Source organism: Streptomyces sp. DT2A-34, from assembly GCF_030499515.1.
GTDB lineage: Bacteria > Actinomycetota > Actinomycetes > Streptomycetales > Streptomycetaceae > Streptomyces.
The window spans coordinates 10,120,673-10,145,490 of the sequence record NZ_JASTWJ010000001.1 but is presented as its reverse complement, the minus strand read 5'-3'; the positions used below and the strand labels follow the sequence as shown (position 1 = coordinate 10,145,490).

The window sequence follows — 24,818 nt, the reverse complement described above, 5'->3', positions numbered from 1 at the left end:
GCCCGACAGGAGGCGTGAGCTGACGGTCCCTCCGGAAGGGGGCTGGTGGGCCTGGCGGAAGGCTCAATGGGGGTGCGAGCGCTCTCCGTCAGGCGTCGCCGCGTCGTATGCGCCACACGTGGTCGTCCCGGAAGCCCTGCACACCGTCCGGTGACGGGCTCGCCCTGCGCACCGTGTCCAGCGTCTCCACGATCCAGTCGCCCTTCGGCAGCGCGAGTTCGTCGAGGACGCTCTGCAGCGTCGGGAACTCGGCCTCGAAGGGTGGCTCGCTCTGCCAGGACGGCCAGCCGGCGTGCATCACGATCAGCAGGGTGCCGCCCGGTGCGACCGCCTCCGCGGCCTGGCGCAGAACGCGCTGCTGGTCCAGTGCGATCGGCGACTGCAGATACTGTGCGTTCACCAGGTCGAAGGAGCCCTTCGGGAACGTCTCTCCCAGCACGTGCCGTTCCCAGACCGCACGGTCGCTCACGCCGGCCTCGGTGGCGTGCAGGGCAGCGCGTTCCAGAGCCGTGTGCGAGATGTCGACGCCGGTGACCTGCCAGCCGCGCGACGCGAGCCACACCGCGTCGGCCCCTTCGCCGCAGCCCAGGTCGAGCGCGCTGCCCGGCCCGAGGCCGGAGGCCTCGCGTACCAGCAGGGAGTTGGGGCGGCCGCTCCACAGCCGCCCGCCGTCTCGGTAGCGGGCCTCCCAGAACTCGGCGGCCTTCAGGGCGGGGGTGTCGGTCATGGCGCCTCCCGGGTGCGCAGGTGTCGTCGCGGGACTCGGACGGCCGCGGGGGCTGCCGGGTCCACGCTCAAGAAGTCTGTGGGACGGCGCGAAGGGAAGCGAACAGTCTTGCCGATTCGGCAAAAGCCACCGGCCGACCGTGCGCACCGTGACGTGTGTGTGTGGGGGGGGACCTGGCGAACCGTTCGAGCGCAGCGACAGGCGGGCGACCGCAGGCCTACGACCTTGGTGCCGGTCCGTGCCGGTCCGCCTGGGCCCGCGGCCCGTTCGCCGAGCCCGCGCCGCGCTCGGCGTCGCACCATGCGCAGAGGACTACTTTGCACCGGCAATGTCGCACGAGCACTGGCCCAGGGCCGGAGTGCCGCAGGGCACGACGTGCTTCGGCGACGACGCCACAGCCGAACGAACCACCGGCCGAGTGCTGCAAGCGAGTCACCGACGTCATCGCCGCGCAGGACGGTCTCACGGCGCGCGGGGGGATCGGTGAACCGACCGCGTCCGTCGGCGGTCTGCACGATTCCCACCAGGATGCCTGCGACGCGCTCCGCCTCGGCGCCCGGACGGCAGGAGACTCCCCCGTGCATCTGATCACCGATCTGCGCGTCCACCAGACCCTGGCGGCGGTGGGCCAGTCGGCGCGCAACCGCCTGGTCGAGCGCCCGGCCGCGGACCTGCGGGCGCAGCCCGACTGGCCGGTACTGCGAGACACGATCACCGCTTGGTGCGAGAGCGGGTTCAACCTGGTACGGGCGTCCGCGGCGCTGCACATCCACCGCAATACGGTCGTGTACCGGATGAACAAGATCGAGCAGATCACCGGCCGTCCACTGCGCGAGCATCGGACCACCATGGCCCTGTACCTCGCCGGTCTGGCCGACCGACTGGGCGGTGCCTGAGTGCCTGCCGCAGGATCCACTGACCGCCGGGATGCGAGGCCGCAGTTCGCGCTTCCAGTACCGGGTCGGCAGGATGGGCCCATGACCGAGATCCGCACCCCCCGTCTTGTGCTGCGCCGATGGCTGGACGACGACCTCGTCCCCCTGTCCGAGATCCATGCCGATCCGGTGGTGATGCAGGGCATCGGCGACGGCAGGCCGCGCTCCCCGGAGCAGACCGCCGAGGACATCGAGGCATGGGAGGAGGAGTGGGACGAGGAAGGGTTCGGGATGTTCGCGGTCGAACTCCTGGGCTCCGGTGAGTTGGCGGGCGCCGTCGGCCTGTCCGTTGCCGACGCTCCGGCCAAGGTCGCCGGCCAGGTGGCGATCAGCTGGCGGCTCGGGCGGGCGTTCTGGGGGCAGGGATACGCCTCCGAAGCGGCGCACGCCACATTGGAGTTCGCCCTGCAGGACCGCGGCCTCGACCGCGTGGTCGCCGTGCGCCGGACGGGCGACAGCGCCTCCGCGAACGTACTCGACAAACTCGGCATGCAGGCGGAAGGCACCGCACAGCACCCGGTCCACGGCTACGAGCTCGCTGTATACGGCATCGACCTGACGCAGTACCAGGAATAGCACCGACGAGGGATTCCCCCACCCCCCTCCGGGTGATGCCGCCATGGCGCCGGTGAAACCGTTCGCTGAAGCTGGCCTCATGACCAAGCCGAAGGTGAAAAGCTCCCGGTCGCGCCTGGCGGCCGCCCTGGTCGGCGCGGCACTCGGTGCCGGTGCCCTGGTGGTGCCCGCGTCCGCGGCGCCGTCCTCGCCCGGGGAGGCCGGTCCGTTGAGCCGGGCGGACCTGCGGGCGGAGGTGGAACGCACCCTTGAGCAGGCGGGGTACGTCGGTATCTCGGTGGAGGTCCGTGACGGGCGCCACCGCTTCCGGGCCCGGGCCGGGGAGGCGAAGCTGGGCACCGGCCGTCCCGTTCCCTACGGCGGCGCCCTGCGGGCGGCCAGTGTGACGAAGCCGTTCGTCGCCACGGTGGTGCTGCAGTTGGTCGCGGAGGGACGGCTGTCGCTGGACGACACGGTGGAGCGGTGGCTGCCGGGCGTCGTCGCCGGCAACGGCAACGACGGCAGCCGCGTCACCGTCCGCCATCTGCTCCAGCACACGAGTGGCATCCACAGCTACCACTACACCGATGACACGGGCGACGACGCCGCCGCCTTCCAACGGCACAGGTTCGACCGCATCGAGCCGGAACAGCTCATCGCCGGGGCGATGCGCAGCAGCCCCGACTTCCCACCGGCCGCCCCCGGCGATCCCGAGCCGAACTGGAACTACTCCAACCCCGGCTACGTACTCGCCGGAATGATCATCGAGAAGGTCACCGGTCGTTCCTGGGCGACGGAAGTGCACCACCGGATCGTCGAACCGCTCGGCCTGAGAGGCACCTACGCCCCCGGACACGATCCGTTCCTTCGCGGACCGCATGCCCACACGTACCACCGTTTCCCGGGTTCGGACGGCTGGACCGACACCACGGTCCGCGACATGTCCTGGGCCGACGCCGCCGGCTCACTCATCACGACCGAGCGCGACCAGGACCGCTTCCTCAGCGCGCTGTTCGACGGCCGTCTGCTGCCGCCGCGGGAAATGGCGGAGATGCGCCACGTCGTGCCGGTGGGCGAGGACTTCCAGGTGCCCTTCCCCGGACTGCACTACGGACTGGGGCTGATGCGGCAACCGCTGAGCTGCGGCGGCTACCGATGGGGCCACGGCGGGGACACCGACGGCGGCAGCGTCAGGAACGGCCTCACCGAGGACGGGTCGCGCGGCGTCGTCATCAGCGCCACTGGCAAGATCCCCGAGGACGAACCGCTGTTGCGCGCCGAGGCGGCCGTCCAGCGGCTCGTCGACACCGTGCTCTGCGAGGGCATCCGGTGATGCGGCCCTGAACCGCGACAGCGGCGCCCGGGCGGAACCTCGGCAGGCCCGCCGGGCGCCGCTGTGGTCTTCGCCGTGTGGCCCGCCCGTAACTTCGCAACAGCCACAGGTAGTTCATTCACCCGTCGCCTCCAGCCAGAAGCCCGAGCGGGTCAGCCAGAGATCGAGCAGCTCCGTGTCTCCCTGCGTCTGGAGGGCGGGCGCGGGACGGCGGTAGAGGAACAGGAGCAGGTCCGTCGCCGGGCCGCTCGCGGTCACGGTGGCGTTGTCGGCCCCCGCGCGCCAGAGGGGGTGCTTGCCCGTGAGGTCGACGAGCCACTGTCCGGCGTCGGTCGCGTCGAAGTGGAGCGTGCGGTCCGGGCCGAGCAGGTCGGGCAGGTCCGGGCGGGGCTCGAACGCCTCGGGGAAGGTCGAGTACTCCAGCCATTCCTCCACCGCGTCGACGGCGAGGTCGCGCTCCAGCGCGAACCGCGTTCCGGCCGCCAGGGCCGCGTCGGCGCGGTGCACAACGGTCTCGTACGTCATGCGGCGCGCCCAGAACCCCACCGGCGCCGGCTGCTCCTCGGAAGGGTTCCACGCCTGGGCGTCGGGCCCGGCGGCGCGGAGGGTGGCGCTGAGGCCTGCGGCGCCTTCGAGGAGCCAGGGGACGAGGAACGACTCGTCCTCGTGGGTGTAAGCGGTCGGGTCGTTCACCAGCTCGTCGGGGATCGGACCGCCGGCCCGGGTCCGTACGATCTCCTCCGCCCATCGGTGGTCGCCGCCCACGTGCCGCAGCAGTTGGCCGAGGTTCCAGCCGGGGCAGGAGCGCACCGGGGCGGTCATGTCCGTGCCCCGCACGTGAGCGGTGAGCCGTTCGGTTTGGGTGACGATCTCGTCGCAGTAGCGGTCGAAGGGCAGCGAGGTCATCGCCTCATGATGCCGCAGGGCAGGACCTGCCTTGTCAGTGCTCTCGGATACTGTGTGCCGCCTGAGCAAGATCAGACGGCAAGATCGGGTGGGGAGAGAGAACGATGCTGGTGGGGGCGGGACAAGGGCGGCGCCGGCTGGCCCAGGGGGCTTTGCTGGCCGGGGTGCTGACGGGCTGTTCGGGGGCTGCGGAGGACGACGCGACGAAGACGTCGGCGAGCGCCTCGGCGTCGGCCGACGCGGCAGGTGACAGCGATACGGCGGTGAAGAGCGGCGGCACCATCGGCGCCGCCGGGTCGGCCTGTGAGCTGCCCGTCACGTTCGACATCGCCGAGGACTGGGAGGCGGAGGCCATCGACACCGGGGCGGCCGAGGAGAAGGGGGCCGGCGGCGGTGACGGCTCCGGCGGTTCCGAGAACGACGAGGTGGCCCAGGAGATCGCCGACGCGCTCCTGTACCAGGGCCCGGTCGCTGCCGCCTGTGAGGTCGACGCCAAGCCGGCGGGGAACATCGGCTTCCTCCGGGTCTGGACGGGCAAGCCGGGTGACGTCGACGCACGCACCGTGCTGGAGGCCTTCGTCGCGGCGGAGAACGGCGTGAGCAAGGAGAAGTACAGCACCTTCAAGGCGGGCGGCCTCGCCGGTGTCGAGGTGAAGTACCTCTACACCAGCAAGCTCCTGGAGGAGACGAAGGAGGAGTCGGCCATAGCCGTCACCACCGAGAAGGGCCCCGTCGTCATACACCTCGGCGGACTGGACACCGACGAGCACCGGGCGATGCTGCCGGCGTACGAACTCGCCAAGCGGACCCTGCGTACCGCCTGAGCGAGGGGGTGTCCGGCGCGGACGGCGAGCGCGCCGCGCCGGACACAGGACCGCGGGTGGTCGGACGACGTACCCGGAGCCGGTCAGGAGGCCGTGCAGGAGCCCGATCGCGTTCGATGAGCTCTACGACTGCCCCGCGTCGCTGTCCGCTCCGGTGTAGAACGCGATCGTCGCCGCCGTCGTGGCCGTCACGGTCTCCTCGTCGGCGCCCGAGGCGGCGTAGGCCTCTCCCCACAGCTCGCCCGACCGCGTGTAGAACGCCTTCCCCTCGTCCGAGACCTGCCAGGCCTCTGCCTCCTCCCTGCTCATCCCGCCCCCGGCGAGGTGCATGCCGAGGCCCAGCAACGCCCCGTCCCAGCCGACGCCCACGGCTCCCGGCCCGAAGCGGCCCCAGAAGTCGGGCGGCACCACGGCCACGTGCTCCAGCTCCAGCACCGTCCGCTCCTCGCCCTCCGGCGTGAGCCGCACCTCGACCTCGCTGAAGCCGGGATCGGGCCCGTACAGCCAGCTGACCCGCAGCCGTGTCGGCTCCTCGCACTGCAGGATCTCGCCACCGGCCTGGCCCTCCAGCTGGTAGCGCCCGCCCACCTTGAACTCCCCGCTCACCGGCAGGAACCAGCGGCCGATCCGCTCGGGCGACGTCACCGCGTCCCACACGTCGGCGATCTCGGCGTCGTAGGTGCGTCGCAGCAGCACCGTGCGGGCCTCGCCCGCCTCGACCTGCCGTGCACCGACCTGCCGGTGCAGGCGGTTCAACTGGTCGACGATCTCACTCATCCCCGCTCACGTCCTCTCTCAGTCTGCGTTCGCGCTTGCCTCGCGCGAGCTCCGTTCCGAGGGCGTCGAGCCGCTGCTCCCAGAAACCGCGGAACCTCTCCAGCCATGCGTCCACCTCCCGCAGCGGCGCGGCGTCGACGGCGTACAGCCGCCGCGTGCCCTCCGCCCGCACGGACGCGAAGCCGCTCTCGCGCAGCACCCTCAGGTGCTGCGAGACAGCCGGCTGGGAGATCCCGAACTCTTCCTGGATCACGGCACTGATGTCGCCCGATGCCTGCTCACCGTCGGCGAGCAGCTCCAATATCCGGCGCCTGACCGGATCACCCAGCACATCGAAAGCGTGCACGGAGCCCACTATGCCAGCGCCTGCTTATATAAGGCAAGGCTTAAATAAAGCGCCTGGTCGGGCCGGGGCCCGAGTGAGGTGGCTACCCGTTTCGACCGCTCATCCGCGGTCGGTGAGGAAGCGGTCGAGCGCCAGAGTCAGTTCCGCCGGCTTCTCCACCGGCAGTTCGTGGCCGGCGTCCAGGATGCGGATCACCGCGTCCGGATAGGCCTTGGCCATCCGCAGCATCTGGGCGACGGGCAGTTGGATGTCGTGGTGGCCGTGGACCATGAGGGTGGGCGCTTCTATCTCGCCGACCCTGTCCAGTACGTCGAAGGCGCGCATGGCGCCGTAGAGCGTCATGACGACCTCGCGGGGAGTGTCGGCGGAGGCGCGGATGTACGCGCGGACCTCCTCGCGCGGGTAACCGGGCGCGAAGGCGCGCTGGATGTTGGCGGCGACGAACAGCTTGAAGGGGGCGAGCGTCGAGGCGGCCATGAGCAGGGCGCGGCCGCGGCTGTAGGCCATCCTGCCGATGGAGTTCACCAGCACCATGCGCTCGACCCGCTCCGGGTGGGCGAGGGCGATGGTCTGGGCGATCATGCCACCCATGGAGTGGCCGACGATCACGAACCGCTCGATCTTCAGGTGATCGAGGAGGGCGAGGACGTCCTTCGCCAGGTCGTCGATCGTGCGTGCCCCCGACCCGCTGCTCTCGCCGTGCCCGCGCAGGTCGAGGCGGACGACTCGGCGAGCCTCGGCGAAGTGGGCCACCTGGTGGTCCCAGCGGTGCCGGTTCGCCGTCCAGCCGTGGACGAACACCAGGGGCACACCGTCGCCGTCGCGAGGGCCCTCGTCGTCGTACGTCAGTCTCGCGCCGTCGACTTCGAGCTGCGGCATGGGTGGCCTCCTGGAGTGCGGTTTCTGGTTACTGACGGGTACGGTAACCGGCCGTACCGGCTGCCGTCACCGGCGTTCGCCCAGGAAATCGAGGATGTGCCCGAAGACGTCGAGGGCCGCTCCCCTGCCGAGGAACGTGTCCAGGTGGCCGTAGCCGGGGATCTCGGTGTACGTGACGTCCAGTTGTGGCCGGCGGTGGGCGAGGACGTCGCGGCAGAGCTTCTGGGAGTCGAGCCACAGGCCGTTCTCGCTGCCCGCGAGGAGCAGGACCGGCGTGTCGATGCGGGCCGCCGCGTCCAGGGCGTTCCGCGGGAGGGCCCGGTAGCGGTGGTCGGTGTCGTGCCAGCGGACCACGGTGCGAGCCAGTTCGATGCGGCGCAGATGCGGCAGGATCCACAGCGGGGCGGGGCCGAGGAGTTCGGCGAGACGGTCGTGGGTGGCGTCGGTCAGGTGCTCGTGGACGAAGAGGGAAGCCCCGGTTCCCCAGGCCGAGTTGTGCAGGATCTGGCAGGTGGGGTCCGGGCAGGTCGCCTTGCGGGAGGCGAGGGCGAACAGCGGGGTGTACTTCGACCACAGGCCGACCTTGCGGAAGTCGACGGGGATGTGGTCGATACGGGACTTGAGGAGCTCACCGGCCAAGGTCATGCGCAGGGAGGTGCGGCCCGCGAGCTTCGGGGTGAGGAAGACGCCCTGGGAGACCACGCCGGCCAGGCCGGGCACGAGGCCTGCCGTCAGGCTCATCGAGAGGGTGAGGGAGCCTATGCAGTGGGCGACGACGAACAGGGGGCGGTCGCCGATGCGGGTGCGGATGTGGCGGACGGCCTCGGGGATGTCGTAGAGGGCGACGTCGTCGTAGGTGTAGCGGCGGCCCGTCTCGTTGTACGGCAGGCGGCAGCTGCCTCGCCAGTCGAGCAGCCAGGGCTCGTGGCCCTCGTCCAGGAGGACGTCGACCAGGTTGCGGGTCTCGGGCAGCAGGAACATGTCGGCCGAGGCCGTGTGTCCGTGCAGGAGCAGGACGGCGGGCCGGTCGCGGGCGGGGGTGCGGTCGCCCGCGTCGATGCGGGTCAGGCCGAGGCGTACGCCGTCGGTCGTGTGGAAGGGGATCTCCTCGACCGCCGCCGGGTCGAGGCGGTGGCGGAGGGGGCGCGGGGCCGTGGTGGTCCTGACTCTGCGCAGGGTCGGCCTGGGGGTCCTGGGGTTCGTCGTCCGGAAGATCATCGGTGGTGCTCCGTGGGGGTCGTGGTGCGGCGCAGGTCGAGCAGGTCCGCAGCGGCCCGGGCGAAGGGGCCGAGCAGGCCGCGGCCCATCTCCAGGCCGAACCAGGCGAGCCAGGTGAGCTTGGCGGCCCGCTTCTCCTGGCTGGTCAGGCGTGGGTCGACCTTGATGCCGTCGATCTGGTCGCGTACGTAGGAGTCGGCGGGGACGACGACCTCGCCGGCCAGGCTCGCGGGTTCGCCCTCGCGGCCGAGCTGCACGGTCAGGGCTCGGGTCTGGCGCCAGAGGTCGCGGCGGGGGCGGGCGTACTTGTGGCCCTCCAGCCACCAGCGGGTGCCGTCGGTGTCCGTCAACTCCAGGTGGCAGCGGAGGAGTTGGTGGTGCAGGCCGTGCCGGTGCGGGATGCCTTCCTCGGGGCGGATCCAGATGTCGCCGCGTGCCACGGTGAGCGGGTCGGGGTGCAGGGCCGGGCAGGTGACCTTGCCGCGGACGTCGACGCGGCGGTCCGTCACCAGTTGGTGCATGCTCGCGATGGAGAGGGTGAGGGACATCGTGCAGGGGCCGGCGGAAGTGCCAGGGGTGGTGGGGGTGGTGCTGCCGATCGGGGCGACGGTTCCTTCGGTGGTCTCGGTGAACCACAGGTAGGGCTGGTCGTCCTTGTGCGGGAGGTGGGCCAGGCCGTCGTGGGCGAGGCGTTCGAAGGTCTTCAGCTGGGCTCGGGCGTCGTAGCGGGAGGCCGGCGGGAGGCCGAGGGCGTCGACGAGTGCGGTGGTGCGGTCGGCCGTGGCGGCCGGGCCCTTGAGGGTCGCCTCGCAGAGTTTCAGGGCGGTGGGGCTCTGCAACACGCGGGTGAGGAAGGCCAGTTCGGGGATCGGCTCGGCCTGGAGGCGGGCCAGGGCGTCGGTGCGCCACTCGTCCCAGTCCTGGACGCGGACGTGCATGCCGCCGAGGGCCATGTCCCGTACGACGTCGTCGAGGGTGTTGGGGACGCCGGTGAGGTTGTAGTCGAAGCCCCAGGCGTCGGGTTCGCAGATGACGGCGGCCGCGACGCGGCTGACCCAGTCGACGGGAGCGGCGTTGAGGTAGCGGAAGGCGGGGACGGTGCGGAAGCGGCCGAAGGCCGAGATCAGGCCGCTGCTGAGGTCCTGGGGGTTGTAGGCGCCGGTCTTCGTGTGGCCGCCGATGCCGCCGGGGCGCAGGGCGGTGACGACCAGGCCGTGGTCGCGGGCGCGGCGCAGGGCGACTTCGGCGGCCCACTTGGTCTGGTCGTAGCCGGCGACGAGGCGGTCGATGTGGGCGAGGGGGTCGTCCTCGCCCATGGCGGGGATGCCGACCTCGTTGAAGACGGCGATGGAGGAGATGTGGTGCAGGGGCTTGGGGCGGCCGGTCGCGGCGAGTTCGGCGAGGGTGAGGGCGCCGAGGACGTTGCCGGCGCGCAGGGACTGGTAGCCGCGCAGGAAGTCCACGGCGGCCGCCACCCCGACGATGCTGTCCACTTCGTGGGCGAGGGTGTTCCAGAGGTCGTCGGTGAGGCCCAGGTGGGGGTGGCGGATGTCGCCGGGCAGCACGGTGACGCGGCGGCGGTTCTCCGACGACCAGGGCAGCGCATAGCCCTTGAGTGCCTCGCCGAGCCGGGCCACGGCCGCCTCCTCGTCGGCGGCCCGGACCAGGCAGTACACGTGGGCGTCGCTGTGGCGCAGCAGGTCCAGGAGCAGGTGGCTGCCGAGGAAGCCGGTGGCGCCGGTCAGCAGGATGCGGCGGGGAGGGAGGGGGTCGGGCGAGGCGGTGAAGGGGAGGCGGTCGGCGAGGGCCAGGTCGGCGAGGATCTGGGCGAGGTCGTCGGGGCGGGCTGTGGAGTCGGACGGGCCGGTGCGGGCGAGGGCGACCGGTGGAGCGGCGACTGCCGGCGACTCGACCGCCTGGATCGCCCCATGGGCAGCCGTTTGCGGTACGGCGGTGGTGGCTCCGGTCCTTTCCAGGTGGCGTTTGGCCAGGCTGGTCGGCCGGGCGTCGGCGAACACCTCGTCCAGGTCGATCTCCATGCCCAGCTCGTCCTCCAGCGCGCCGACGAGTTCCACGGCGTTCACCGAGGTGCCTCCGGCATCGAAGAAGTCCGCGTCGGGCACCAGGTGTCCGGAGGGAACGTAGCGGCCCGCCATGGCTGCGATGGTGGCGGCGAGCGTCTCCCCGTCAGGCGGCGGGGGCGGGGTGGTGTGGGCAGCCGACGTCTCGGCAGATCCCGTCACCCTGGCCAGCAGGTCGGTCACGGTCAGACCGGCACCGCCCCGCTCTATCGTCTCCGCGGTCGCCCGCTGGTCGGCGGCTGCCGACACGTTCTCGTTCACCTCACGCATGAGAGCCCTTCACGGTGTTGCCCTGCCCCTTCATCGGTGCTGTCTGGGCGGCGGGCGGCCCTCGGCCGCACACTGGTCCGCATCGTCATGGCCGCCGCCAGGAGCGGAACGTCCGCAGTTGTTCCGGGGTGACCACGGTCTCCAGCCGTTCGTCGTCCTGATCGCCGCCGCCCAGTGCGGACAGCAGGCGGCGGGCGGGGGCGTTGCGCGGCGTGCGTTGTGCTGTCAGGCGGATCTTGGCGCAGTCCAGTGCCTCGGCGCGGTCGGCCAGCCATTGCAGGAGGCGTTCCTCGACGCCTCGGCCGAGTGCCCGGCAGCTCATCAGCCAGGCCAGGACGTCGAGTTGGCCGCCCTCGTGGCGCAGGGCGAGCAGGCCGATCTGGCCGTAGTCGCCGAAGCGGTCCCGGGCCGCGGCCGTCCAGACCTCGCCGTGTGCGCGCCACCGGGCGACGTCGCCGCCGTCGGTGGAGCGGGCACGCAGGGTGAACTGGTTGGTGCGGCGGACGAGTTGCTCGGCCCGCTGTACATCGGCGTCGGCCAGGGCCCGGATGTCGACCTCCAGTTCCAGCCGGTCCAGGAACTCCTCGAAGCCGGCCTGTTCGCGTACGGCGTCCCGCTCCCGCTCCTCCTCGTAGAACCGCGCTCGCAGCGCGTCCTCGGCCGTCGCCGCCGCAGGGACCAGCGGCCACAACCTGCCCAGGAAATCGGGGAGTTCGGCCGCCGACGGGCAGGTCACCGACAGCACCTGCGGCAGTGCGGCGCGCATCCTGGCGATCTCGGCGGGGTTGTCGTCGAGGAACAGGAAGCTGTCCAGTCCGAGGTCGAGCGTGCGGGCCGCCTCGGCGAGGCGAGCCGGTTTCGGGCCCCAGGCGGCGGAGAGCACGCTGAAGTGCTCGGCCCGCAGGGGGCTTTCCGGGCGGTCCAGTACGGCGCGGACGGTGTCCTCGTCGTTGTTGCTGACCAGCACGAGCAGCGCGCCCGCCGCCCGCCACCGCAGGAGCCTGTGGGCGAGGAGGGCGCGCGGGCCGGTCAGGTCCACGGCCTCGGGGCCGATCTCCCCGGCCACGCCGCCCCACAGGGTCTCGTCGCCGTCGACCGCGATCACCTTCGGCGCCGGGCGCCGTACCGCTCGGACGACCTCGGCGAGGCGGAGGGCCACGGCCGCCTGGAAGTGCGGGGTGAACGGGAGGTGGGCCAGGCGTTCGGTCCGCTCGTCGAAGCGTTCCTCGACGGGGTGGTGGCGGGTCCAGTCGTCGTGGCCGAGGACGGCGATACCGGGCACGTCGGCCAGCTCGGCGGCGATCTCCTGTCCCCACCGGCTGAGGCGGTCCTCGTCCTGTGCGGCGGGCAGGAAGCCGACGATCAGCGGCTTGCGGGTGCGCTCGGCGACCGCGCGCAGCGCGGCCGGGTAGGCGGTGCGCAGTTCGGCGAGCAGCGCGTCGTCGACCGGGCCGAAGCGTTGCAGGTCCGTCGCCCGCAGCAGCACGACGCCCGCTGTCGTGGCCGGGTCGGCGAACACGCCGGACGGGTCGCGCAGGCTCGCCAGTACGTGGTGGTACGGGGCCTCCGCGACGGTCGTCACGCTGCCGTCCCGTACGGACTCGTCGATCGCCGTCTCGCACATCAGGGGCAGGTTGCCGAGGGCGAAGGTGGCGGCGAGTGCGAGCGTGTGGCCCGGCTCGGTCAAGGCCGCTGCGTCGGTCGCCCTCGCCGCACGCGCCGGCCCCGACGGGTCCTCGGCCGCCTCCGCGAGCAGACGCAGCAGTTCCTCACCGAGCTCGGTGACCGTCGCCGCGTCCAGGATGTCGAGGTTGTGGTCGAGACGGATCCGGCCGGCGTCCGGCGTCACGGTGATCATCAAGTCGAGGTCGGAGTAGCCCGTCCCGGCCGGCAGCACCTCCAGACCGGTCAGCCCGCGTGCGGCGCGGACGTAGTTGAAGTACACCTCCACCAGCGGCGCGTTGGCCCGGTACAGGCCTTGTCGGGCCAGCACCGGCAGCACGTCGGAGAACATCGCGCCCTTGGCGAGCACCGTCTCCAGCCGCCCGTCGGTGCGGCGCAGCACCTCCGCGATCCGCTCCCCCGCGCGGGCCTCGGCGGGGAACGGCACCGGCACACCGAAGAAGCCCACCGCGTCGTAGGCGTCGGCGTGGATGCGGGTGTCCACGGGCACGGCGAGGACGAAGCGTTCGCGCTCGCGCTTCCTGGCCAGCAGGACGGTCAGGGTGCCCAGGCAGAACGCGGCCGGGGTCACGGCCAGGCGGCTCGCGGTGGCCGAGATCCGGTCCATGAGGCCGTCGGGGATCGGCACGGTGACGCTGCCGGCGCGGTACGAGCGGGTCTGCGGGCGGGGTCGGCTCAGGGTCAGGTCGAGACGGGCGCTGCCCTGGAACGCCTCGCGCCAATCGCCCGCGTCGGTGCGCCTGTTGGCCTGCTCGGTGGACCGCCCATCGGCTTGCCCGGTGCCCTGCTCGTCGGTCCGCTGCGCCTCGATCAGAAGGTCGATGTCCCGGTTGGTGACGGTGTCACCGAGGGTGTCGCCGGACAGTTCGGCGTCGATCTCGCCCGCGACCAGCAGCAGCGACTGCAGATCACTGACGGCGTGGTGGGCGCCGTATACCAGGATCTGGCCGCGCTCGCCGCCGTCCAGCAGCTCGAAGCGCCACAGGGGCGCGACAGTCAGGTCGAACGGCGGCTCCAGCAGCTCGCGCAGCCGGTCGGCGGCTTCAGGGGCGGTGTCCGCCGGGACGACCGTCCATCGCAGCAGCGGTTCCGGCAGTTCGCGGTCCACCCTCAGCTGCCGTCCGCCTGCGTCGGCGGTGACGATGGCGGTGCGCAGGGCCGCGTGCCGGGCGGTGAGGCGGGTGAGGATGCCGGTGAGGGTCTCGCGGGTGGTCGGCGTGGTGAGGCGTACGGCGAGGCCGACGGCGTGGGCCGCGTCCGGCATGTCGGGCTGGGCGCTGCGCAGGAGTCGGACGACGTCGCGGGTCGCTGGGCGCAGTGCGGTCTCCGGGGCCTCGGGCGCGCGCTCCGGCTCCTCCTGGGTTGCTGTCGACCGTTCGGGAAGCGCCGTTCCCAGGGTTTGGGCGAGGCCGCGGATGTCGGCGGCCGAGAAGACGGTGGCGGTGGGGAGTTCGACGCCGAGTTCGCGGGCGAAGGCGTTCCGCAACCGTACGAGCATGAGGGAGTCGAGGCCGAGTTCCTTCAGGGCCGTGGTGGCGGAGACCTGGACCGCGCCGCCGGACACCTCACCGGCCCGGGCGCGTACGTAGGCCTCCAGGCGTACGGCCCGCTCGGTGTCGGTCGTCGCCGCGAACACCTTCTTGACGAGGTCGTCCGTGCCGGGCGTGCCCGTGGGGGCGGTGATCAGGTCGGCCAGGATCGGGCGGGTACGGGCCGCGTCGGGGTCGAGGGCCAGCATCTCCCCGTCCAGGGCAAGGGGGGCGAGCTGGCGGCGGGCCGTGGTCAGGACGCGGTCGAAGAGTTCGCCGCCGTCCTGTGCGGAGAAGGCGACCAGGCCCGAGCGGGCCGTCCGGGCCTCGCGGACGCCGGACTCCGACACCATGCCCACGCCCGACCAGGCGCCCCAGTCCAGGCTCAGCGCCCGGCGGTCCGTGCGGGAGAGGTGGTGGGCCCAGGCGTCGAGGAAGGCGTTCGCCGCCGAGTACGGGCTCTGACCGGCCGAGCCGAGCAGGCCGGCCGCCGAAGCGAACAGGACGAAGTCCTTTGCGTCCGGGGTCAGTTCGGTGAGCAGGGTGGTGCCGAGGACCTTGGGGGCGAGGACACGCAGGACGCGCTCGTCGGTCAGGTTGGCGATCGTGGCGTCGTCGAGGACACCGGCCGCGTGGACGACGCCGGTGATCGGGCCGAGTTCGTGCCGTACGGCGTCCAGGGCGGCGGTGAGGCCGTCGCGGTCGGCGACGTCCGCGCGCGCCGAGTGCACGGTCACGCCGCGCTCTTGGAGATCCCGGATCCAGCCCGAGGCGTCCGCGGCGGGCCCGCTGCGGCTCATCAGGGCCAGTCGACGGGCGCCGCGCCGGACCAGCCGCTCGGCGACGACACGTCCGAGGCCGCCCAGGCCACCGGTGATCAGGTACACGCCGTCCGGGACGATGGCGCCGTGACCGCCGTCGTCCGGGCGGGTGCGGGTCAGACGGGGCACGAGCCGTCCGGCGCCGCGCAGCGCGACGAGCCGTTCGTCGTCGGCGTGCCGCAGCTGGGTCCACAGGGCGCCGGTGCCTCCCGTGGGCGGGAGGTCGACGAGGGTGGTCCTCAGTTCCGGGTGCTCCTGCGCCACCGCGAGGCCGAAGCCCCAGGCGAGCGCTTGCTGAGGGTTCGTCACCTGCGTGCTGTCCCCGGTGTCGCCAGTGACACCGCTGTCACCTGTGGTAGCGGTGGCAGCGGCTGCCTGGCTGCCCCGCGCGACGACGAAGAGGCGGGGCGCCGGAGCCGGCGTCCGGTCGGCGAGCGTGCGCACCAGGTGGAGGGTGCTCAGGCAGCACAGCCGCGCCGCCTCCTCGGCCGTTTGCGCGTCCTCGATCGCGGGCGCGTCGAGTGCGGACAACTGCACTACACGCTCGGGCGGTTCGGTGGCGAAGGCCTGGTCGAGGAGGCGGGCCAGGTGCTGCGGGTCGGCCGGGTCGAGGACGTAGCGGCCGGGGCCCTCGGCGGCGAACTCCTCACCCCTGCGGGCGATCACATACGGCACCGAGGTGCCCAGCCGCTCGACTAGTTCAGCGGCCACACCCGAATCGTCGGCCAGGATCAGCCAACTCCCCCGTGCGGGCGGCTCGTTGGCGATCGGGCGGTGCCGCCAGCGGGTCTCGAACAGTGCTCCGTCGAGGGGTGAGAGCGCGGCGAGTTCGAACTCCTCGACTGCCAGGAGCAGTTGGTCCTTCTCGTCGTACAGCCGAAGGTCCAGTGTCGCGGTGTCGCCGGACACGGATCGCAGCTCGCATGTGACCCACGCGGGGCTGGTGCGCAGGCCGGTGTGGCGGAGCCGTCCGACCCCGGCGGGGACGAACGCCCGTCCCTGGGGCGCGTTGCCGGGCAGTGCGGCCGTGTGGAAGGCGGCGTCGAGGACGGCCGGGTGCAGGAGATGACCGGCGGCGGGCCGGTCGGCCAGTCGGGCGAGGGCGGTGGAGCGGGTGCGGTGGCCCGACTCCAGGCCCCGGAAGGCGGGGCCGTAGTCGATGCCGAGGGCGGCGAGGGCGCCGTAGACGGACGGGAGGTCGACCTGTTCGGTGCACCGTGCGCGCAGCATGGCGAGCGGCTCGCCCGGCTCGGCGGTGGTGGGTGCGGCGGGGGTGACCGCGATGCGTCCGTCGACGTGGTGTTCCCAGCGTGCGCGCTGTCCGCCGCCGGTGGGCGCCGAAGCGATGGTGAAGTCCCGGAATCCGTCGGCGGCGGGGCGCAGGACCAGTTGCAGCCGGGCCGGCCGGGACTCGTCGAGGCGGAGCGGCTGGACGAACCTGACGTCGGCGAGCCGTACCTCGCCGCCGCCTTGTACCGCCGAGGCGGCCTCCAGTGCCATGTCGAGGAAGGCGGCGCCGGGCAGCCACACCTCGCCGGTGACCCGGTGGTCGGCCAGATAGGCGAAGCGGCTGTCGCGCAGGTCCACCTCGCTCTGGAAGATGTGCCGGTCGGCCTCGTCGCTGGCCTCGACGTGTGTGCCGAGGAGGGGTGAGGCGCCGGTCGCGGTGGCCGGTGCGGGCGCGAGCCAGTGGCGTTCGCGGGCGAAGGCGTAGGTCGGCAGGTCGACCCGGCGGCCCGCCGGGAACAGCGTCGCCCAGTCGGGCGTGTGACCGGCCGTGTACAACTCCCCCAGCCCGCGCAGCAGTACGTCCCGTCCGCCCTGCTGCCGACGCAGCGAGCCCACGCTCACCGCGTCGATTCCGGCGTCGGCCGCCACCGCCTCGATGGACGGACCGAGCGAGGGGTGCGGGCTCAGCTCGACGAAGTAGCGGTAGCCGTCGTCCAGCATGCGCCGGATCGTCTCCGCGAAGCGGACGGGCTCGCTGAGGTTGGCGTACCAGTACGCGGGGTCCAGGCGGTCTCCGGGCACGGGCTCCGCCAGCACCGTCGAGTACAGCGCAGTCGCAGGCCGCGTGCCCCGGATGCCGGAGAAGCGGTCGAGCAGCTCCGCGCGGAGCGGCGCCATGAGAGGGGTGTGCGAGGCGAACGGCGTCGACAGCGACCGGGCCCGGATCCCCTGCTCGTCGAGGCTCCGGCGCAGGTCGGCCAGTGTGTCGCTGTCACCGGAGACGGCCGTGGAGTGCGGGCTGTTGACGGCGGCGACGAACAGCCGGCCCGCGTACGGCGCGAGCAGTTCCTCGACGCGCGGGCGCGGCAGGTCCAGGGACAGCATGCCGCCCTTGCCCGCGACCGGTACGACCGCCTGGGCGCGCCCGGTCACCACGGTGACGGCGTCGTCCAGGGTGAGGGCGCCCGCACTGTAGGCGGCGGCGATCTCGCCGAGGCTGTGGCCGGTCACGGCGTCCGGGGTGATGCCGAGCGAGCGCCAGGCGGCGGTCAGGGCGGCGTTCACCGCGAACAGCGCCGGCTGCAGATACTCGGTCCGCTCCAGGGGAGAGAACTCCTCCGGTGCCCGCAGCGCGTTGAGGACCGACCAGCCGACGTGCCGCTCCACCGCGTCGTCGATCCGGGTCAGCTCCTCGCGGAACGCCTCCGACTCGGTCATCAGATCCAGGCCCATGCCGGGCCACTGGCCCCCGTGTCCGGCGTGGACGAAGGCGACCTTGCCCGTCCGCTCCTCCCGCAGCGGTGGCAGCGGCACCCGGCCGGCCGCCAACTCACCGAGTACGGCCCGCAGTTCCTTGCTGTCCTCGGCGAGCACCGCCACGCGCCGCTCGAAGTGGCTGCGGTGGCGGGCCAGGGTGTGGGCGATGTCGGGCAGCGCGGCATCGGCGTCCTGAGCGTTGCCGCTCTCGGAAAGGTGGCGGGCCAGCGCCGCGGCCTGTCCGCGCAGACCCTCCTCGCTGCGGCCGGAGAGGACGAACAGGCGCTTGCCCGCCGGGAGTTCGGGTTCCGGCGACCGGGGCTCGGACTCCGGCTCCAGGGCCTCCTCGACGATCACGTGCGCGTTCGTTCCGCTGATCCCGAAGGCGCTCACACCCGCACGTCGCACCCGCCGCGCAGACGCGGGCCAGGGCACCGACTCCCTCAGTACGTGCAGCCCGCTGTCCGCCCAGTCGACGTGACGGCTGGGCGTGTCGGCGTGCAGGGTGCGCGGGAGGATTTCGTTGCGCAGTGACTGCACGACCTTGATCAGGCCGACCACGCCCGAAGCCGCCTGGGCGTGCCCGATGTTGGACTTCAGCGAACCCAGGTGGAGCGGGCGGCCTTCGGGTCGGGAGGCGCCGAAGACCTCCGCGAGGGCGTTCGCCTCGATCGGGTCGCCCAGGGTCGTGCCCGTGCCGTGTGCCTCCACGTGGTCGATGTCGGCGGGCCGGAGTCCGGACTGCTCCAACGCGCGGCGGATCACCTGCTCCTGCGCGGGGCCGTTCGGCGCGGACAGGCCCTGGCTGCGGCCGTCCTGGTTGACGGCGGTGCCGCGCAGCACGGCCAGGACCCGGTCGCCGTCGCGTCGGGCGTCGCTCAGCCGTTTCAGTACGACCATGCCGGCGCCCTCGGCCCAGATCGCGCCGTCGGCGGCGTCGGAGAAGGAGCGGCAGCGGCCCGTCGGGGACAGGCCGCGCAGCCGGCTGAACTCGACGAAGGTCTGCGGCGTGACCATCAGGGTGACGCCGCCGGCGAGCGCCAGATCACACTCGCCCGCGCGCAGCGCCTGCGCCGCCAGATGCACGGCCACCAGCGACGACGAGCAGGCGGTGTCCACCGTCAGCGCGGGGCCGTTCAGCCCGAGCGTGTACGCGAGCCGGCCCGAGGCGACGCTGAGCGCGGAGCCCGTGCCGACGTAGCCGTCCAGTTGGTCGAGCCGGGTGCCGGACAGGTAGTCGCTGCCGAACATCCCGACGTACACGCCGCCGGTGGTGCTGCCCGTCAGATCGCCGGGCACGATTCCGGCGCGCTCCAGCGACTCCCAGGCCGTCTCCAGCAGCAGTCGCTGCTGCGGGTCCATGGCCGCCGCCTCCTTCGGGGTGATGCCGAAGAAGCCCGCGTCGAAGGACTCGATGTCGTCGAGGAAGCCGCCCTCGCGGGCGTAGGACTTGCCGACGGCGTCCGGGTCGGGGTCGTACAGCGACTCCACGTCCCACCGCCGCGCGGGGAACGGTCCGACGGCGTCCCGCCCCTCCTCGACCAGCCGCCACAGCCCCTCGGGGTCCCTCACTCCGCCGGGCAGACGGCATGCCATGGCGACGAGGGCCACCGCCTCGTCCGACTGACGTGCGGGCGTGGGCGTGGGCGAGGCCTGGTGACTCGTCCGTCCTGTTGCCGCCAGGGCACCGGCCAGCAGGTACTCGGCGAGGCGGGTGGGCGTGGGGTGGTCGAAGAGGAGAGTGGCGGGGAGTTTGGCGCCGATGCGGGTGCTGATGCGGTTGCGCAGGTCGACCGCCGTCACCGAGTCCATGCCGAGGTCGCGCAGCGGCTGGTCGGGGCGGACGGATTCGGTCGAGCGCAGGCCGAGCGCATGGGCGGCCTCCTCGCGGACGAGGGCGAGGACGCGTGCGGCGCGTTCGGGCTCCGGCAGCCGGGACAGCCGGTCCGCCAAAGTGTGGCTGCCGGCCCGGTCGGGGCGAGGCGCGGGGAGCAGGGAACGCCACAGTGCGCCCGCCGGTGCGGCGGCTCGCAACCGGGGCAGGTCCAGAGGCCAGGCGACCAGGTGCGCGGTGTCGCGCCGCAGGGACAGCTCGGTCAGCTCGCGGCCCTGGTCCGGGGTGAGGGCGCGGTGGCCGAGGCGGGCCATCCGCTCCAGGTCGGCGTGGTCGGCGGCCAGCCCCTCCCCCGCCCAGGCGCCGAAGGACACGGACAGGCCCTGCAGCCCCAAGGCGCGTCGGTGGTGGGCGAGTTGGTCGAGGAAGACGTTGGCGGCCGCGTAGTTGGCCTGGCCCGCGTTGCCGACGACTCCCGCGGCCGAGGAGACCAGCAGGAAGAGGTCGAGCGGGCGGTCGGCGGTGAGCCGGTGCAGGTGGACGGCGCCGTCGACCTTGGGGCGCAGCACCTGCGCGAGGCGTTCGGGGGTCAGCTCGGCGACCACGCCGTCGGCGAGGACTCCGGCGCAGTGGACGACGCCGCGCAGGGGCGAGTCGTCGCCGATACGGGCCAGTACGTCCGCCACCGCGGCCGCGTCCGCGACGTCGCACGCTGCGACCTCGACTTCGGCGCCCAGCGCTGTCAGCTCGCCGGTGACTTCGGACGCGCGGGGGTCTTCGGCGCCCTGACGGGAGGTCAGCAGCAGGCGCGGGACGCCGTTCTCGGCGAGCAGACGGGCGATGTTGCGGCCTACCGCGCCGAGTCCGCCGGTGATCAGCACGGTGCCGTCGGTGGGGATCGGGGCGGGGCGGTCGGGTGGTGCTGGGCGGGCCCGTATCAGGCGCGGGGCGAGCAACTCGCCGCCCCGTAGGGCGAGTTCCGGCTCGTCGGCGTGGGTGAGGGCGGAGAGCAGTGGCGGCTCGTCGCCGCCACCGTCGAGGCCAAGGCCTAGCTCTAGGTCTAGGTCGAGCAGTGTCAGTCCGAGGTCCGGGTGTTCGGTGCGGGCGCTGCGCACCAGACCCCACAACACCGACTGGGCGAGGCCCGCGACGGCGTCCCCCTCAGCGGCTGCGATCGCACCGCGCGTAACCCAGATGGTGCGGGTGGGCGCCTTGTCGGGTGGGAGGGAGATCAGCGCCCGCAGTTCAGCCAGGGCCGTGGTCGCCAACTCGTGGGCGGTGGCGGCTGGTTCGGCGTCAGTCGCCGTCATTGGCCAGAATCGTACGACGATGTCGGCGCCCTCGTCGGCGACCTGGACGCCCGCCGCGCGCAGGTCGCGCTGGGCCGCCGCCACTGCGGGGTCGGACGGGTCGCCGTACACGGCCCACACTGAGCCGGGTGTCCCGGCCGGCTCCTCCGGTACGGCCGTCCACGCCATCTCGTACAGGTGTCGGCCGTTCCGCGAGCCGCTGCTCAGGTCGGCCGGGTTCGCGGCCCGCAGGCGTACGCCCTCCAGGCGCCCCGCCGGGAAACCGTCGGTGTCCCACAGGCTGACGTCCAGGGTGAGGTCCATGCCGGAGCCGCCGGTTCGCCGTACGCACGCGGTCAGGTCCGTCGCGCCGCCGGGCGGCAGGACACAACGGGCCACCGCGACCGGCAGCAGGACCCGCCGGTCGCCGGAGTCGAGGGCGGCGGCCACGTGGAGGGCGGCGTCCAGGAGCGCCGGGTGCACCGGGTAGGGGTCGGCCGTGTCGCGGGCCATGGGCGGCAGGGAGAGGCGGGCCAGCACGGTTGCGTCGCCGGTCGCGGCGGCCTGTCGTACGCCCTGGAAGGCGGGGCCGTAGCCGAGGCCGAGTCCGGTCAGGCGATCGTAGGTGCCCTCGTCCCAGGCCGGTTCGGCCGGCTCGGGCCACATCGGAGGCCGATCGGCCGGCAGGGTACTCGACTCGGCGGCGGACGCGGTGGCGTGCAGGGTCCAGTCCGCAGGCTCCTGGCCGCGGGGGCGGCTGTGGACCGTGATCTCGGCGACGGTCCCGGCGGTCACCACCTCTACGGACACTTCGACCGTGCCGGTGCCGGGCAGGGTGAGGGGGGCCAGGAGGAGCAGGTCGGTGACGTCGGCCGGGGTGTCCGGGCGGGCCACGGCGAGGGCGGCGCGGCAGAGTTCCATCAGGGTGGTGCCCGAGACTACGGTCCGGCCGAAGACGGTGTGGTCGGGCAGCCAGTCGGCGGTGGCCGGGGACCACTCGTTGCGGAAGGTCCAGCGGGTCTCGTCCGCCGACTGGAGCTGGATGCCGAGCAACGGGTGGGCAGCGTGGTCGAAGAAGCCGGGGGCGGTGGCGGAGGCGGCGGGCTCGATCCAGTGGCGTTGTGCGTCCCAGGCGTAGGTCGGCAGGTCCGCGGGGGTGGTGCGCGGGACCAGGCGGTGCCAGTCGATCTTCCGTCCGTGGACGTGGAGTTCGGCTGCGGCGCGGTCCAGGCAGGCGGGGCCGTCCTCGTCACGGCGGAGGGATCCGATCGCGACCAGGTCCTCGTCGATGGTGTGCAGGGCGGTGAGGAGAGAGGGGTGCGGGCCGAGTTCCACGAAGTAGCGGTAGCCGTCGGCGGTCATGCGCTCGACGGTGGGTGCGAAGCGGACGGGTTCGCGCAGGTTGGTGTACCAGTAGTCGGCTTCGAGTTCCTCGGTGACCGGCTCGGCCGTGACCGTGGAGTACCAGGCGACGGAGGTGGGGTGGGTGGTGACTCCGTCGAGTTCGTCGAGGATCGTGGCGCGGACGGGCTCGACCCGGGCGCTGTGGGAGGCGTAGTCGACGTCGAGGCGGCGGGCGAAGACCTGCTGTCGGTCGAGTTCGGCGAGCAGGACTTCCACCGCCTCCACGTCGCCCGCGATCACCGTCGAGCGGCCGCTGTTGACGGCGGCGACACCGATCCGGCCGCCGTGGTCGGCGAGTCGGGCCTCGACCTCGGTGTGCGGCAGGGCGACGACGGCCATCGTGCCGGTGCCGGACAGTGCGGTCAGGGCCTGGCTGCGCAGGGCGACCACCGCTGCCGCGTCGTTGAGGCTGAGCGCCCCGGCGACGCAGGCGGCGGCGACCTCGCCCTGGCTGTGTCCGACGACGGCGTCCGGCCGGATGCCGCGAGCGCGCCATACGGCGGCGAGCGACACCATCACGGCGAAGAGCACCGGCTGGACGACGTCGACGCGGTCCAGGGCAGGGGCGCCGGGGTCGCCGCGCAGGACGGATGTCACGGACCAGTCGGTGAACGGGCGCAGGGCGGCGTCGCAGCGGTCGAGCTCGTCGGCGAACACCGGGTCCCGGTCGAGCAGATCGCGCGCCATGCCGGCCCACTGGGCTCCTTGCCCGGGGAAGACGAACGCCAACTTGCCTGTGGCTACCGCCTGTTGGGGGCTGGCGATCAGGTCCGTGACGGCGTCGGCGTCGGGTCGGGTCTCGGTGAGTGCGCGCAGGGCGGTGAGCAGTTGGGCGCGGTCGCTCGCCCGGACGACGGCTCGGTGCTCGAAGTGGGTGCGGTGGTGGACCAGGGTCGCCGCCACGGCGGTGAGCGGCAACTCGGGCTGTCGCTCAAGGGTTTCGAGGAGTCGGCCGGCCTGTGCCCGAAGTGCGGGCAGGGTGCGGGCGGAGAGCGGGAAGAGGGTCACACCCGGGAGGTCGCCGGGCGACTGTGTCTGCTCCTCGGGAGCTTCCTCCAGCACCACATGGGCGTTCGTGCCGCTGATCCCGAACGCGCTCACTCCGGCGCGCCGCACCCGCTCGGGGTCCCGTGGCCAGGCCTGAGCCTCGGCCAGTACACGCAGACCGCTGTGTGCCCAGTCGATGTGCTCGGTCGGGGTGTCGGCGTGCAGGGACGCCGGTATCCGTTCATGGCACAGGGCCAGGACGGTCTTGATGACGCCGGCGATGCCCGCGGCGGCCTGGGTGTGGCCGAGGTTGGACTTCAGCGAGCCCACGCCGAGGGGGCGGTCGGCGGGACGGTCGGGGCCGAAGACGGCGGCCAGGGCTCGCCCCTCGATGGGATCACCGAGCCGGGTGCCGGTGCCATGCGCCTCGATGTGGTCCAGGTCGTGCGGCCGGAGCCCGGCGGCGGCGAGGGCGGCGCGCAACGCCCATTCCTGGGCAGGGCCGTTGGGGGCGCTGAGGCCCTGGCTGCGGCCGTCCTGATTGATCGCCGACCCCTTGACGACCGCGAGGATCCGGTCACCGTCGCGGCGTGCGTCCGCCAGCCGCTTCAGCAGCACCATGCCGCAGCCCTCGGCCCACACCACGCCGTCCGCGTCGGCCGAGAACGGGCTGCACCGCCCGGACGGCGACAGCCCGCGCAGTCTGCTGAACTCGACGTGTCCACGCGGCGTCACCAGCAGCGTCGCGCCGCCCGCCAGCGCGAGGTCGCACTCACCGCCCGCCAGTGCTCGTGCGGCCAAGTGCAGGGCGACCAGGGAGGACGAACAGGCGGTGTCGACGGTGACCGCCGGGCCCTGAAGGCCGAGGGTGTAGGCGATACGGCCGGACGCCACGCTGCTCGCCGAGCCGGTGCCGACGTGCCCGTCGAGCTGGTCCAGGGCGGCCGAGGCCAGGTATCCGCTGTCGTACAGGCCGACGTAGACGCCGGTGGAGCTGCCGTTCAGCGTGTCCGGAACGATCCCGGCGCGTTCGGTCGTCTCCCAGGCTGTCTGCAGGAGCAGCCGTTGCTGGGGGTCCATGGCCGCCGCCTCGCGCGGCGAGATCCCGAAGAAGCTCGCGTCGAAGCGGTCGATGCCGGAGAGGTAGCCGCCGCGCAGGGAGTAGGCCTTGCCGGTGGCCTCCGGGTCGGGATCGTGCAGACCTTGTGTGTCCCAACGGCCCGCCGGCACCTCGGTGATGACGTCCTCGCCGGCCGCCAGCAGCCGCCACAGCGCCTCGGGGTCGTCGGCGCCGCCCGGGAAGCGGCAGGCCATGGAGATGATCGCGATGTCGTCGTCGGCCCGGGTGGGCGTGCCGTGCGGAGCCGGGACCGCTGCCGGGGTACGAGCGGGCGCCTCGCCGAGGACCGCCTCACCGAAGACCCCCTCGTCGAACACCGCCTCGGCGAGCGCCGCGACGGTCGGGTGGTTGAAGACGAGGGACGGGTCCAGGGCCCGGCCGGTCAGCGCCGACAGCTCGGCGGCGAGTGTCACCAACTGCCGTGACCCCAGTGCGAGTTCGGCGATAGGCCGGTGCGGGTCGACGGCCGTCGGGTCGAGCCCGGCCGCCTCGGCGACGGCCGACTCCAGCCAGGCCCGCACGTCCCGCGGTGTCGTGAGGGACGGCTCGGCGGACTGCTTGGGGGACTCGTGAGCAGGCATGGAGACAGGTGTC

Annotated in this window: 12 protein-coding genes and 2 pseudogenes; 6 read left to right on the top strand and 8 right to left on the bottom strand. The window is 72.8% G+C overall.

Going from position 1 to position 24,818, the window contains the following annotated elements; all coding sequences use genetic code 11:
- Window positions 1–88: 88 nt before the first annotated feature.
- On the bottom strand, window positions 89–727 hold the full coding sequence (locus tag QQM39_RS45265) for a bifunctional 2-polyprenyl-6-hydroxyphenol methylase/3-demethylubiquinol 3-O-methyltransferase UbiG (protein WP_302003394.1): 639 nt from the start codon (window positions 725–727) through the stop codon (window positions 89–91).
- Window positions 728–1,027: 300 nt separating this feature from the next.
- Between QQM39_RS45265 and QQM39_RS45260 the strand changes: the two are divergent.
- The 5 genes and pseudogenes from QQM39_RS45260 to QQM39_RS45240 form a co-directional block, all read left to right on the top strand.
- Window positions 1,028–1,108 (top strand): annotated as a pseudogene (locus QQM39_RS45260) (oxidoreductase); the annotation flags it as partial.
- A gap of 23 nt (window positions 1,109–1,131) precedes the next feature.
- Window positions 1,132–1,266, top strand: a pseudogene (locus tag QQM39_RS46440) (sugar diacid utilization regulator); the annotation flags it as partial.
- 39 nt (window positions 1,267–1,305) lie between these two features.
- The gene (locus QQM39_RS45250; protein WP_302003945.1) at window positions 1,306–1,623 is read left to right on the top strand and encodes a CdaR family transcriptional regulator; all 318 of its coding nucleotides are present in this window, start codon (window positions 1,306–1,308) and stop codon (window positions 1,621–1,623) included.
- A gap of 81 nt (window positions 1,624–1,704) precedes the next feature.
- Entirely contained in the window at window positions 1,705–2,238 is a 534-nt protein-coding gene (locus tag QQM39_RS45245) for a GNAT family N-acetyltransferase (RefSeq protein ID WP_302003393.1), read from the top strand.
- 79 nt (window positions 2,239–2,317) lie between these two features.
- Complete coding sequence (locus tag QQM39_RS45240; protein WP_302003392.1) at window positions 2,318–3,550, top strand: serine hydrolase; 1,233 nt, start codon at window positions 2,318–2,320, stop codon at window positions 3,548–3,550.
- 114 nt (window positions 3,551–3,664) lie between these two features.
- Here the strand turns inward: QQM39_RS45240 and QQM39_RS45235 are convergent, their stop codons facing one another.
- Window positions 3,665–4,456, bottom strand: coding sequence for a maleylpyruvate isomerase family mycothiol-dependent enzyme (locus tag QQM39_RS45235; RefSeq protein ID WP_302003391.1), 792 nt, complete (start codon window positions 4,454–4,456; stop codon window positions 3,665–3,667).
- Between the two features lie 104 nt (window positions 4,457–4,560).
- Here QQM39_RS45235 and QQM39_RS45230 point away from each other — a divergent pair, with 104 nt between their 5' ends.
- Window positions 4,561–5,280, top strand: coding sequence for a lipoprotein (locus tag QQM39_RS45230; RefSeq protein ID WP_302003390.1), 720 nt, complete (start codon window positions 4,561–4,563; stop codon window positions 5,278–5,280).
- A 123-nt stretch (window positions 5,281–5,403) separates the two neighbouring features.
- Here QQM39_RS45230 and QQM39_RS45225 read toward each other — a convergent pair whose 3' ends face one another.
- The 6 genes from QQM39_RS45225 to QQM39_RS45200 form a co-directional block, all read right to left on the bottom strand.
- On the bottom strand, window positions 5,404–6,057 hold the full coding sequence (locus QQM39_RS45225; RefSeq protein ID WP_302003388.1) for an SRPBCC family protein: 654 nt from the start codon (window positions 6,055–6,057) through the stop codon (window positions 5,404–5,406).
- Complete coding sequence (locus QQM39_RS45220; protein ID WP_302003387.1) at window positions 6,050–6,412, bottom strand: helix-turn-helix transcriptional regulator; 363 nt, start codon at window positions 6,410–6,412, stop codon at window positions 6,050–6,052. The genes QQM39_RS45225 and QQM39_RS45220 overlap by 8 nt, the downstream gene beginning before the upstream one ends.
- A gap of 90 nt (window positions 6,413–6,502) precedes the next feature.
- Complete coding sequence (locus tag QQM39_RS45215) at window positions 6,503–7,282, bottom strand: alpha/beta fold hydrolase (protein WP_302003385.1); 780 nt, start codon at window positions 7,280–7,282, stop codon at window positions 6,503–6,505.
- Between the two features lie 66 nt (window positions 7,283–7,348).
- The gene (locus QQM39_RS45210; RefSeq protein WP_302003384.1) at window positions 7,349–8,500 is read right to left on the bottom strand and encodes an alpha/beta hydrolase; all 1,152 of its coding nucleotides are present in this window, start codon (window positions 8,498–8,500) and stop codon (window positions 7,349–7,351) included.
- Window positions 8,497–10,851, bottom strand: coding sequence for a thioester reductase domain-containing protein (locus QQM39_RS45205; RefSeq protein WP_302003383.1), 2,355 nt, complete (start codon window positions 10,849–10,851; stop codon window positions 8,497–8,499). The genes QQM39_RS45210 and QQM39_RS45205 overlap by 4 nt, the downstream gene beginning before the upstream one ends.
- A gap of 85 nt (window positions 10,852–10,936) precedes the next feature.
- Window positions 10,937–24,805, bottom strand: coding sequence for a type I polyketide synthase (locus QQM39_RS45200; protein WP_302003382.1), 13,869 nt, complete (start codon window positions 24,803–24,805; stop codon window positions 10,937–10,939).
- Window positions 24,806–24,818: the final 13 nt, after the last annotated feature.